Source organism: Sulfurovum aggregans, from assembly GCF_055385215.1.
In genome coordinates this window covers 1257706-1269967 of record NZ_AP042387.1, presented here as the reverse complement: position 1 = coordinate 1269967, position 12262 = coordinate 1257706, and the positions used below count along the sequence as shown (strand labels likewise).

12 protein-coding genes and 5 tRNA genes are annotated in these 12262 nt (G+C 40.3%); 9 read left to right on the top strand and 8 right to left on the bottom strand.

Annotated elements, in window-relative coordinates; all coding sequences use genetic code 11:
* The first annotated feature begins 31 nt into the window (after nucleotides 1-31).
* Together ACZ48W_RS06460 and purM are read left to right on the top strand one after the other, a co-directional pair.
* Nucleotides 32-247, top strand: coding sequence for a hypothetical protein (locus ACZ48W_RS06460; RefSeq protein WP_464827509.1), 216 nt, complete (start codon nucleotides 32-34; stop codon nucleotides 245-247).
* 2 nt (nucleotides 248-249) lie between these two features.
* Nucleotides 250-1245 carry a phosphoribosylformylglycinamidine cyclo-ligase gene (purM, locus tag ACZ48W_RS06455; RefSeq protein WP_464827507.1) on the top strand — a complete coding sequence of 332 codons (996 nt, stop codon included), beginning with the start codon at nucleotides 250-252 and terminating at the stop codon, nucleotides 1243-1245.
* Nucleotides 1246-1337: 92 nt separating this feature from the next.
* Here purM and ACZ48W_RS06450 read toward each other — a convergent pair whose 3' ends face one another.
* A complete protein-coding gene (locus ACZ48W_RS06450; RefSeq protein WP_464827506.1) occupies nucleotides 1338-2624 on the bottom strand; it encodes an alanine/glycine:cation symporter family protein in 1287 nt (428 codons plus the stop codon).
* Nucleotides 2625-2961: 337 nt separating this feature from the next.
* Here ACZ48W_RS06450 and ACZ48W_RS06445 point away from each other — a divergent pair.
* From ACZ48W_RS06445 to ACZ48W_RS06420, 6 genes are all read left to right on the top strand, one after another.
* Nucleotides 2962-3038: transfer RNA gene (locus ACZ48W_RS06445), tRNA-Pro, on the top strand.
* Nucleotides 3039-3079: 41 nt separating this feature from the next.
* A tRNA-His gene (locus ACZ48W_RS06440) sits at nucleotides 3080-3155 on the top strand.
* Nucleotides 3156-3187: 32 nt separating this feature from the next.
* Nucleotides 3188-3264, top strand: a tRNA-Arg gene (locus tag ACZ48W_RS06435).
* A gap of 19 nt (nucleotides 3265-3283) precedes the next feature.
* Nucleotides 3284-3360: transfer RNA gene (locus ACZ48W_RS06430), tRNA-Arg, on the top strand.
* Nucleotides 3361-3392: 32 nt separating this feature from the next.
* Nucleotides 3393-3477, top strand: a tRNA-Leu gene (locus ACZ48W_RS06425).
* A gap of 99 nt (nucleotides 3478-3576) precedes the next feature.
* On the top strand, nucleotides 3577-3990 hold the full coding sequence (locus tag ACZ48W_RS06420) for a hypothetical protein (protein WP_464827505.1): 414 nt from the start codon (nucleotides 3577-3579) through the stop codon (nucleotides 3988-3990).
* An 8-nt stretch (nucleotides 3991-3998) separates the two neighbouring features.
* Here the strand turns inward: ACZ48W_RS06420 and ACZ48W_RS06415 are convergent, their stop codons facing one another.
* The 7 genes from ACZ48W_RS06415 to rsmA all read right to left on the bottom strand — a co-directional run bounded on the left by ACZ48W_RS06415 (nucleotide 3999) and on the right by rsmA (nucleotide 11253).
* Complete coding sequence (locus ACZ48W_RS06415) at nucleotides 3999-4709, bottom strand: OmpA family protein (protein ID WP_464827504.1); 711 nt, start codon at nucleotides 4707-4709, stop codon at nucleotides 3999-4001.
* Between the two features lie 26 nt (nucleotides 4710-4735).
* Entirely contained in the window at nucleotides 4736-5014 is a 279-nt protein-coding gene (locus ACZ48W_RS06410; RefSeq protein WP_464827503.1) for a glycine zipper domain-containing protein, read from the bottom strand.
* A gap of 85 nt (nucleotides 5015-5099) precedes the next feature.
* Nucleotides 5100-6284, bottom strand: coding sequence for a replication-associated recombination protein A (locus ACZ48W_RS06405; RefSeq protein WP_464827501.1), 1185 nt, complete (start codon nucleotides 6282-6284; stop codon nucleotides 5100-5102).
* Between the two features lie 11 nt (nucleotides 6285-6295).
* The gene (locus tag ACZ48W_RS06400) at nucleotides 6296-7147 is read right to left on the bottom strand and encodes a pseudouridine synthase (RefSeq protein WP_464827500.1); all 852 of its coding nucleotides are present in this window, start codon (nucleotides 7145-7147) and stop codon (nucleotides 6296-6298) included.
* A gap of 60 nt (nucleotides 7148-7207) precedes the next feature.
* A complete protein-coding gene (locus ACZ48W_RS06395) occupies nucleotides 7208-8170 on the bottom strand; it encodes a KpsF/GutQ family sugar-phosphate isomerase (protein WP_464827499.1) in 963 nt (320 codons plus the stop codon).
* A 154-nt stretch (nucleotides 8171-8324) separates the two neighbouring features.
* Entirely contained in the window at nucleotides 8325-10460 is a 2136-nt protein-coding gene (locus tag ACZ48W_RS06390) for a ribonuclease J (RefSeq protein WP_464827498.1), read from the bottom strand.
* Nucleotides 10399-11253: a 16S rRNA (adenine(1518)-N(6)/adenine(1519)-N(6))-dimethyltransferase RsmA gene (gene rsmA / locus ACZ48W_RS06385; protein WP_464827497.1), complete on the bottom strand. Its 855-nt coding sequence runs from the start codon at nucleotides 11251-11253 to the stop codon at nucleotides 10399-10401. Before rsmA ends, ACZ48W_RS06390 begins: the two co-directional genes overlap by 62 nt.
* 230 nt (nucleotides 11254-11483) lie before the next feature.
* Here rsmA and hisF point away from each other — a divergent pair, with 230 nt between their 5' ends.
* On the top strand, nucleotides 11484-12248 hold the full coding sequence (hisF, locus tag ACZ48W_RS06380; RefSeq protein ID WP_464830476.1) for an imidazole glycerol phosphate synthase subunit HisF: 765 nt from the start codon (nucleotides 11484-11486) through the stop codon (nucleotides 12246-12248).
* The last annotated feature ends 14 nt before the right edge of the window (nucleotides 12249-12262 follow it).

Below are 12262 nucleotides of genomic sequence, written 5' to 3'. Positions count from 1 at the left end.
TAATTACAGCAAATTTTTACAAGGATTTTAGATGTTATGTGCTGAAAGAATGCAAAGAATTGTACAGGCAATAATCTTAGGTTTCATTTTAGGATTGGCGGGTGCACAGATGTTCAAAGCGGCATTTTTGGTTATGCTGGCAATGATGGTTATGCTTCTGATAGGCGGTCTTACCGGATTTTGTCCGGGGCTGATCATTTTGAAAAAGGTATTTCCTCCTTGTGAATGTGAAGAAAACAAAGGTTAAACATGTCAAATATTTCATATAAAGATGCCGGTGTAGATATTGATGCAGGTAATGAATTCGTAGAAGCGATCAAAGCAGATGTAAAATCAACATTTGATAGTAATGTCATAGGCGGGATCGGTTCATTTGCCGGTGCGTATGCTCTTCCAACGGGCTATAAAGAGCCGGTAATCCTCTCTGCAACAGATGGTGTAGGTACCAAACTCAGACTTGCTATTGAGAGTGGCAGACTTAATACCGTGGGTATTGACCTTGTGGCAATGTGCGTGAATGATCTTATATGCAATAACGGAACACCGATGTTCTTCCTTGATTACTATGCAACAGGAAAGCTGCTTCCTGAAAATGCAAAAGATGTTGTTGCCGGCATTGCAGAAGGGTGTCGCCGTTCAGAGTGTGCTCTTGTAGGTGGTGAAACGGCTGAAATGCCGGGAATGTATTCTGATGACGATTTTGATCTTGCAGGGTTTGCAGTAGGTATTGCAGAGCGTAGTGAGATGGATACAGTTGCCAATGTGCAAGAGGGGCAAGTGCTTATTGCCATGCCAAGTTCAGGTGTGCATTCCAACGGATATTCTCTTGTAAGGAAACTCTTTTTCGATAAGCTTGGAATGAGTCTTGAAACAGAATTTGACGGCAAGCCGCTCATCGATACACTGCTTGAACCAACACGCATCTATGTGAAAGAGTATAAAGCTAATAAACAGTACGTTAAAGCCTTAGCCCACATTACAGGAGGAGGAATCGTAGAAAACCTCCCCAGAGTCCTTCCGGAAGGTATGAGAGCCATTGTAAATAAAGACGCTATCCGAGTATTGCCTATTTTTGAATTCATGGCCCAATATGTGGATGAAGAAGAGATGTACAGAGCCTTCAATATGGGTGTAGGTATGGTATGGGTAGTTGAACCGGAAGATGTAGATGCAGTACTTGCAAATACAGACGGTTATGTGATCGGTGCTTTAGCTAAAGGTGAAAAGGGTGTAGAGATGGTTTAAAACCGTCTTATCTTCTTTTTGAATTCCAAGGGGTACCCATAAGGCCCCCCTTGAATTCGTATATCAGAAATTTTTATTCACATATACAAATATTACTTCCGTATCGCTTCCTCATCCAATTCTCCATTTTTCCATTTCGCTAAATAAGCATTAAGATTTTCTTTCACATCTCCCTGTAAAATATAGAGCCCTATGAGGTTAGGTAAGGCCATTGCCAGGATAAGCAGGTCTGAGAAGTCTAACATCGCTGAAGCGCTTGTTACAGATGCCATCACAGTAAATGAGATGAAGATAAGTTTATAGACCAGTGTATATTTCTCTCCGAACAGGTAAGTCCAGGATCGTTCACCATAGTAAGACCATGAGATCATCGTGGAAAAGGCAAAAAGTACGATAGAGAATGACAGGATAACAGGAAACCAGGAGATCACAGTCCCATAAGCGGCTGCTGTAAGTGCAGCACCCTGCTTGGAAGCTACAAGGTTGGCAAATTCCCCGGCAGGGTCATAGACACCCGTAGTAACAATGACAAGTGCTGTCATAGTACAGATAACAATGGTATCGATAAAAGGTTCATATAATGCTACCATCCCCTGTCTTACCGGGTATTTTACTGCAGCTGTAGAGTGTACGATAGCAGCAGATCCTATCCCTGCTTCACTTGAAAATGCAGCACGTTTAAAGCCCTGTACAAGTACACCTATAAGACCACCGGCTGCAGCAGTAGGGGCAAATGCCTCATGAAATATGGTAGAGATGGCATAGGGTACAGCAGAGGCATTCACTATGAGTATCCAGAGTGAAGCAAGCAGATAGATCAAAACCATTAAAGGTACGATCTTCTCAGCAGTACTTGCGATACGTTTGATCCCTCCAATGATCACAAAACCGACGATCGTTGCCATGATCAAACCAAAGACAATAGGGTAGGTTTGGAAAAATGGGATACGATCAGAAAGAGCACCCATGGCTTGAGAAGTCTGGAAGGCATTTCCTGCGCCAAGAGAACCTCCTATAGCTAAGACAGCAAAGACGACTGCCAGTACCTTTCCCAACTGTTTATGACCCTTGGAAGCCAATCCTTTGGAGAGATACTGCATTGCTCCGCCCATGATGCGTCCATCGGGTCTTTTCTCACGGTAGATCTGAGCAAGTGTAACTTCTGTAAATTTCAGTGTCATACCAAAAAAACCGGCCAAGATCATCCAAAATGTAGCTCCGGGACCGCCAATAGCAATAGCAATAGCAACACCGGCAATGTTCCCTAACCCGACCGTAGCAGAAAGCGCCGTACTTAAAGACTGAAAAGGAGTGATCTCGCCTACATCATCTGCAGTCCGGTATTTTCCTGTAATGATCTTATAGGAGTGTGTGAACATACGAATATTGATAAAACCGAATCGGAATGTAAGGAAAAGCCCCCCCGACGATAAGCCATGCAACAATGAAGGGCATACTGGTTCCTTCCATTGCTCCAAAAAAGATATCGAAAAAGAAGACCGAACCCAATATACTATTAATCTGTTCAAATATACTGTCCATATATGTATTACTCCTGATACTAGATAAAAATATTATACTCATTAACGCCTAAAGTACCTCTAAATAAGGAAGAAATAGATTTTTTTTATTTTTTTTCCAAAATCTATTGACAAATAGAAACCTTTTGACTATAATTGCAGTCCTTTTTAAATCTGATATTCAGGTTTGAGGAAACGGAGTGTAGCGCAGTCTGGTAGCGCACCTGGTTTGGGACCAGGGGGTCGAAGGTTCGAGTCCTTTCACTCCGACCATTTAGATATTTAAAATTGATATAATAATGAAACAATTGATGGTGGACGTAGTTCAGTTGGTAGAGCACCTGTTTGTGGCACAGGTTGTCGCGGGTTCGAGCCCCGTCGTCCACCCCATTGGTAATTGATTGGGAACCTCCCAGAAAGAAGCGCTAGTGGCTCAACTGGATAGAGCATCAGACTTCGGATCTGAGGGTTAGGGGTTCGAGTCCTCTCTGGCGTACCACCATTATTATATGATATGTGCACTCATAGCTCAGCTGGATAGAGCATCGCCCTTCTAAGGCGAGGGTCTTAGGTTCGAATCCTAATGGGTGTACCACTACTTTTCATTGTTTAGTAAAACAATCACATGCGGATGTGGTGAAATTGGTATACACGCCAGACTTAGGATCTGGTGCTTTACGGCGTGGAGGTTCGAGTCCTCTCATCCGCACCATCTACTTTTAAACAACTTCAATCAAATTTTTCTAATCAATAATTTTTTAAAAATTATAGTATAATCTAATAGACAATTAAATATCTGAGAGGATTTATAATGGATAAAAGTTTACTTGCTTTTATTCTGGTAGGTATAGGGTTTCTTTACTTTATCACGAATTTTGTAGGTGATATCCAGGAAGAAGATGACCGTTATCAGAATAGGGAATATCAACTAAAGCATAAATATGATCAGTACAAGAGTGTAGACAGTATAGGCCGGGAAATTCTTGACCTTACAGGTACCGATTCCAAAACACAGATAAGCGCATGGAATAAAAGCCAATTGAAAGAAGAATTTCTCGAACTTTTCCCAGATTTTGCAGATATGAAACATTTTGTAAAAGAACGGACCAGAGGAGATGTTCTACAGGCAAAACTTTTAAAGATGATAGATTATATTGAAGGTGAATATTTTGCCGGTACAATGACTGCAGAACAGGCTAAGCGGGAGCTTAGCCTGTTAAAATAGAGGTCTGGCTAACGGCAGGGATCAGTCATTTTAGTTGCATCTGCATAAAAGTATACTTCTACACGTCTGTTAAGTGCTCTGTTCATACTGTTGTCATTCGGTGCAATAGGTTTATTGTATGAGCATCCTTTAATTTTAGGATATCCATTGACCGCAAGCAGGTCAGCAACAGTTCGTGCCCTTCTTTCTGAAAGTCTTTGATTATACTCATAGCTTCCCTGATTGTCTGTAAATCCTGCGACACCGACTACAGTTTGCGGATAGCGTTCTAAGAGACGAGCAATTTTTTGGACTTTGTATCGTGCATTTGATTGCAGTCTGGATGAACCTGAAGCAAACATCATACGATCTCTGAACATGATCTTCACATAATTCGGATGTTTTGATACAATAATATCTCTACGTGGGTCAAGTGCTGCAAGTGGATCGTTGTTTACACCTGTTCCAAGTGCACGTGCAACTTCATTGGCTTGCTGATCCATACTGTATCCAATAGCACCACCTACGGCTGCTCCCAATAATCCACCAATTAAGGCTCTTTGGCCTTTGTTGTGACCTTTTGTATTATATCCTATGATTGCACCTGCTACTGCTCCTGTTGCAGCACCGGTTTTTGTACGGTCATAACTAGTGTCCTGTACCAGACCAGGTTGATTATAACACCCTCCGAGCATGAAAGCTGCAACAGTAGCTGCTATCATTGGTTTAAGTAATTTCATAGTATCTCCTTTTTATCTAAGTTTGACTATTGCCATCCGCCTGTTTCTTGAGGTTCAGGGTTCTGCTCATCTATTGCACTGCCTATCGCAGCTCCTGCAGCAGCCCCAACCAGACCGCCGATAACAGCACGCTGACCTTTATTATGACCTTTGGTATTGTATCCTATAACTGCACCAGCCACGGCACCTGTTACGGCACCGGTCTGTGTAGCATTACTAGGTGCTGCTTCTGTACCGGTACATCCGCTTAATAAGGCTATACATGCAGTTGAAGCAAGTATTATTTTAACAATATTCTTTTTCATTTTTGCTCCTTTTTTTATTTTAATATATTTTATTATAGCATAAAATAGTGTTGAAATAGTGTCAGAATATTACTGAGAGATTTTGTTATTCAGCAGATTTTATTTTTGTATGCCACTGCCATAGAGTCTTTTCAAATCCAATTTTTTGTGTTTGATAAAAGCGTAAAGGTACATAGAGATAAGTCTGTTCTACCCATCCTCCAAAGTCATGCGGATAGACATATGTTTTTGCATGGGTTTTAATATGTGGAGGAATAGGGTGTATTTCCCCTTCTTTTATGGATTTCAAGGCACTATTTATAGCCAGATATGCACTGTTTGATTTAGGAGAAGAAGCAAGGTATATGACTAATTGGGAGAGGGGTATCCGTGCTTCCGGATATCCTATAAGTTTCACAATATTCAGTGTAGAACTTGCCAGATTCAGGGCAGGGGGATTGGCATTGCCTATATCTTCACTGGCAAGTATGGCTAAACGTCTGGCAATGAATTCAGCGGGTTCTCCACCATCGATGAGTCTGGCCAGATAGTAGATAGCGGCATCTATGTCACTTCCTCTGATACTTTTGATCATGGCAGAAGTAAGTTCATAATGGCTTTCACTCTCGGAGCTTCCTGCCTGCGTGGCATGGGGACGTATCTGTTTGAGTATCTCAAGGGTAATAGGTGTTTGGACAAGGCTGCTACTTTCCAGGAGGTTTAACATTGCTCTCACATCTCCGGCACTTGAAAAAACAAGATATTCTTTTGCATCTTCATCTATAGAGATGGATTCCAATGCAATGATCTTATTAATATAGTTTTTCATCTCTTCATGATGCAGTGCCTTCAGTTCAAAAAGATGTGAACGTGAACGCATGGCTGCAGTAAGTGAATAGTATGGATTTTCCGTAGAGGCCCCTATAATAAGTGCAGCATTATTCTCCATAAAAGGTAAAAGTACCTCTTGTTGATTTTTGCTTAGTCTGTGAACTTCATCTATAAAGATAAGTGGTTTTTGCAAAGCATTGCTGTACTCTTTAAATATTTTACGCAGATCTTCTATTTTGAGTGTGGTCGCATTCATCTCATAAAAGGGTCTATCCAGCTGAGAAGCGATGATTCTGGCAAGTGTGGTCTTTCCACAGCCTGGAGGACCATAGAAGAAGGTATGAGGCAGGGCATCTGTTTCGATGAGTTTTCGAAGTACAGCACCATTGTCTAATAGATGGGTTTGCCCTATGATCTCATCAAGTGTTTTAGGACGATACTTAAGTGCAAGGTTTATCAAAAGTTACTCTTTTATTTGAACTTTTTTTGTTTATATTCTGTTTTTCGCTGCTTCTCTTCTTTTTGTTTTTGCGCATTTGCTTTGTTCTTGATCTCGGCTTTATCATTTGCTTTTTTACGCTTCATGAACTTATGAACATCATCATACTCTCTTCGTGTAAAGAAACGTGTTTTATTGGTAGGAAGGTTGTTCAGTTCTATTCCTCCGAAGGCTACACGTTTCAGGTCAAGTACTTTGGCTTCAAAGTGCCCGAAAAAGCGTCTTAACTCTCTGTTCTTCCCTTCAGTAATAGTGACACGAAGTTTGGAAAAACTTTTCCCTTCAGCTCTTATTTCAAAATGTGCAAAAGGAGCGAATTCCATACTGTATATCTTGCTTTTCTCATGTGCTCCTGCCCTTGCATCATCAAGAACCATCCCCTCTTTCATGGCAGTGATCATCTCCTCAGTAACAGGTTTATCGATTTTTAGGTTATATGTACGATCCAGACCACTCTCCATAAGGGCTGTTGCTACTTCCGGAGAGTCTGTAAGAAGTAAAAGTCCTTCTGAGGCATAGTCCAGCCTGCCTATGGGAATAAAGTGCCTGAATTTACCTGGCAGCTTGTGATAGATCGTTGTACGTCCTCTGTCATCTTTTTTGGTGACAAGTACACCTTTGGGTTTGTTATAGACGATGATCGTAAGTTCTTTGCTGGGTTTGACCGGCTTGCCTTTAACGTAGATATGGTCACCATCTTCTACTTCATAAGCAAAATTTTTCAATACTTTCTTGTTGAGTGTGACCTCTCCGGCTTCTATAAGTTTATCTGCTTCTCTTCGTGAGTATTTTGTGTTATGTGAAATATATTTATTTAATCTCATGTCTATCCAATCTTTATTTATTTTGATCTTCTGAATAGTCGGAGATATTCAGAAGATCCACTATTTAATACCTGCATTAATAAGGTCATGAATGTGCAGTACACCTAAGATCTTCCCTGATTCATCGGTAAGCGGCAGAAGTTGTATGCGATCATTTTCTATCATCTCAAGTGCTTCTGAAGCAAGCATATCCGTATCATGATAGCTTTTAGGATTTTTGCTGGCATAATCTATGGCCAAATGTTCCAAGTTGAACTCTTTTTGCATCAATGCACGTCTGAGGTCCCCATCACTGAGTAAGGCGGTGAACCTGTTTTTATCATCAACTATCAATACTGTGCCGAGCTTCCCTTCACTCATTTTTACAATAGCTTCTTTGAGTGTTGTTCCCGTATCAATAATAGGTAAAGAGGTTGTTCTCATCAGATCTTTGATCTTAATAAAAAGCTTTTTCCCTAAAGAGCCTCCCGGATGAAAAGAAGCAAAATCCTCTTTCTTGAAGCCTCTTTTGTTCATAAGGGCAACAGCCAGTGCATCACCCAATGCCATGGTCAGTGTGGTAGAGGTAGTAGGGGCTATATTGAGGGGACAAGCTTCTTTTTCAACGGAGATATCAAGAAAGACATCTGCATATTTTGCAAGTGAAGAGTTTTTATTCCCCGTGAGCCCGATAAGCGGAATATCAAACCGTTTGATATGAGGCAGTATCTTTGTCAGTTCCTCACTTTCTCCGCTGCTGCTGATAGCAAGCAGCGTATCTTCCTTCCCTATCATTCCCAGGTCCCCATGCAATGCTTCTGTCGGGTGTAAAAAGAAACTGGATGTCCCTGTACTTGCAAAGGTGGCAGCCATTTTGGCACCGACCAGACCGGATTTGCCTACACCGGTGATGATCAATTTACCTTTGGTATGCATGATCAGCTCAATAGCATCCAAAAAATTCTGATCGAGACGCTCTGCCATTTTCCGGAGTGCTTCTGCTTCTATGTAAAATGTTTCCTGTGCAATGTTAATAAGATCCATACGTTACCTTTGGTTTTTATCTGCTGTTTAAAAAGAATTTCAGATTTTCTGTTGAAGTTTTTGTTGATGCTTCAGAACTTCATTAAAATCAATAGATTATAGCATAGTGAAGGTTAGGGAGTAGACTCAAGGCCTCTTCAAGAGGCCTTGATATTTAGACGATGAAAATAGTAGGAATAATAAGCGGATATCTCTTTTTTGTTCGAATAATATGTTTTCTAATGGTATTTCGTATTTCATTTTCAACGTTTTTATGTTCCTTGAGTGCTTCAGGCTTCATATGCAGAAGCATGGTTTCCAGAAGGACTTCTATCTCTTTGGCAAATTTCTTATCGTCTTTGTCCGGTACAAGCCCATGGCTTGAAACTACTGGTTTACCTACTATTTTTTGGTTACTCTGTGCAATTTGTGCTACTACCGTCACAATACCGTCTTCAGCCAGTTTCTGTCTGTCAAGTACAACATCATTTTCAATAGTCATATTGTTTTGGTTATCAATGTAGGTTTTTCCTGTTTTGACTGTTTTTACTTTTTTGAGGTATTTAGGTGTGATTTCTACCTGGTCACCATCGCTCATAAGAAGGATATTTCTCTCATCAACGCCACAGCTTACAGCGGTTTTTGCATGTTTGGCAATATGATTGTATTCACCGTGGACAGGCAAGAAGAACTTCGGCTGGATGAGTCTGAGAATAAGTTTCTGCTCTTCCTGTGCAGCGTGACCTGATACGTGGATATCTCCAAATTCTTTATAACGTACGGTTACACCGGCTTTAATAAGAAGGTTCATGAGTTTAGAGACAGAAGCTTCATTTCCAGGGATGGCTGAAGCAGAGATAATGACAGTATCTGATGGCTTCAGTTTGATATGTCTATGCTCATCTGTTGCCATACGGTTGAGTGCTGCCATAGTCTCACCTTGTGAACCTGTTGTTACAATGAGGATTTCATGATCAGCATATTTTGGTACTTCATGTACTTCGATGAAATGTTTATCATCTATATCCACAAAACCCAATGCTCTATTGGTTTCTACATTTCTCTCCATAGAACGTCCGATCACACAGATCTTTCTACCATGTTTTACACCTCTTTCCATTGCTTGGAAAATACGGTGTACATTGGATGAGAAGGTTGACATGATCACTCTTCCTTTGGCTTGCTCAAAAAGAGTATCAAATGTTTTCCCTACGACCATTTCACTTTTTGTAAAACCAGGGTTATGTGAATTGGTAGAGTCAGAGAAGAGACAAAGCACCCCTTTTGCTCCATAATAAGCATAACGCTGCAGGTCCATTGTATACCCATCGACAGGAGTATGGTCTATTTTGAAGTCTGCCGTATGGACAAGTGTTCCGGCAGGTGTTTCTATGGCAAGGGAACAGGCATCAATGATCGAGTGGGTATTGTGTATCCATTCTATTTGCATGTCACCGATCTGATACTGCTTTCTCTTGGTGATAAAATTAAAATATTTTGCATCAGCTTTAAGTCCATGTTCATTAAATTTATTCTCTATCATTGCAAGAGCAAGTGGTGTTCCATAGATAGGGAATTTCAGCTCTTTAAAGAGATAAGGCATTGCACCGATATGGTCTTCGTGACCATGTGTGATGACAATACCTTTGATCTTGTCTTTGATCACATGTAAATAAGAAAAATCTGGTACCAAAATATCAACACCATGCATTGTTTCATCCGGGAAACTCATTCCTACATCGATGACAATAGCAGTGTTCTCTGTTTCCAGTACTGCCATATTCCCGCCAATTTCACCCAAACCACCAAGTGGTGTAAATCGAATTTTGCCTTTACTTGCGAGATTAAGTTTTTTCCAAGGAGCCATTCTAGCTTCCTGTACACGTCTGTTCTCTTCTATGGAAGCTCTCATTGCTTCATTTACAGTAGTGACATTCTTCTTTTTGCCTCTGTTCTTATTGCTTTTATTTGGATTGCTGCTAGGTCTGTTACTTGGTTTATTAGGGTTGGGTTTTCTGCTTGGGTTATTTTTTTGATTAGGATTAGGTCTTCTGTTAGGGTTTTGATTGTTGTTTGTACTTTCACTGTTTTGAACATTGGCATTTTGGTTTCTATTAGGGTGGGATTTTCTGTTCGGGTTGTTAGTCGGTCTGTTGGTATTTTGTCTGTTTTCGCTTTGTGCATTGGTATTTTGTGTGTTATTGTTATTTTGTCTATGGGGATTTGGTCTTCTGTTTCTTTGTGCTCTGTTATCGGGAGTTTTTTGCCCTTGATTTTGAGAGTTTCCGTTGTTTTGATTGTTGTTTTCCATCTAAATTATCCTTTAATTCATTATATAAGCGATGATAAATAGATGTCTCAGCTTCATGAGGCCGTAAGTTGGAATCCAATTCCAGCTTTGCAAAAGTTTGATCTACAATATCTTTAGAAAAAACGGCTGTAAGGTTCTTGGAGAGTTTTTTGCGTGGTTGCGCAAAAGCGATCTTTAAAAACGCCTCAAACTTCTCGTCATCCTGTGACTGTTTTTTCTCTATTAAAAGCACGGCTGAAGTAACGTTCGGAGGTGGTACAAATGCTTCGGGCTCAACTTCGAAACAGAGTGTGGCATTTCCTACACTTGCAGCAAGTACAGAAAGAGCAGAAAACTCTTTTTGTTTCACGCTGGCTGCAAATTTTACGGCAACTTCTTTTTGAACCATGACCAAAATACTTTGGCATTGTTCATCTTTAAATGCTTTTAAGATGATATTGGTCGCGATATAATAGGGCAGGTTCGCAACCAGATGATAAGGCTCATCCAGCAGGTTTCCTGACTCCCAACGCTCAAGCACATCTCCACATCGCAATTCAAAGTTCCCTTGACGGATGGGTTCCTCAAATTCAGTAGTAAGATGCTCACATAATCTTTTATCAACCTCAAATGCTGTGACATTTCGAACTTTTACAAGTTCTTTGGTTAAATCACCTAAGCCAGGCCCGATCTCTGCGACCCTCAGGTCATCATTGGGCATCGATTGGATGATTTTATGAAGATAGATATCATTCTTTAAAAAGTTTTGACCAAATTTTTTAGATGCAAATTCGGCTAAATTTTCAGTAATCATACTATAATCTACCTTTATACTATATTCTAATCCCAAGCTAGGGATAATTTTTGTATAATCTTACCATAATTTAGAACGTTTTTCACGCAAAGCCCGAAAAACTAGGCTAACATTGCGTTATACTAAGGCTATAGGCTGCGATAGTTTCAGCAGTCGGCTTATATAACCGGCTGTATTTATATATATTAGCTAAAGTTCTAGAATAATTTAAAATGAAAAGAGATGCTTATATGGACTATTTTGCAAAACGAATTATTCCTTGTCTTGATGTCAATAATGGACGTGTAGTAAAAGGTGTAAAGTTTGTAGGTTTACGTGATGCAGGTGATCCTGTAGAAGTAGCAAGACGCTATAATGATGAAGGTGCAGACGAAATCACTTTTCTTGATATCGGTGCAAGTCATGAAGGTCGTGATACCATCGTAGAAGTGGTAAAAAAAGTAGCACAAGAGGTATTTATTCCTCTTACTGTAGGAGGGGGTATACGGGAACTCTCTGATATTTATAATCTTCTTAATGTAGGTTGTGACAAAGTAAGCATTAACTCTGCTGCTATCAAAAGACCAGAGTTTATTGAAGAAGGTGCAAAACGATTCGGTTCTCAGTGTATTGTAGTTGCTATTGATGCTAAAAGAGTCTCTAACGGTAAATGGCATGTTTTCACGCATGGCGGCAGAAAAGATACAGGTATCGATGCATTGGAATGGGCAAAGGAAGCATATGAAAGAGGAGCCGGTGAGCTATTGGCAACCTCAATGGATGCGGATGGAACTAAAGCAGGATTTGATAATGAACTCAATAAAAAGATCGGTGAACTTGTGAATATTCCTGTTATAGCATCTGGTGGAGCAGGTACGATGAAGCATATAGAAGAGGCATTTACTTTAGGAAATGCAGATGCAGCACTTGCTGCTTCTATTTTCCATTTTAAAGAGATTGACATTATGGAACTAAAAAGCTATCTTAGAGGGAAAAATATCCCAGTGAGAATGTAATGCAAGTGAGACTA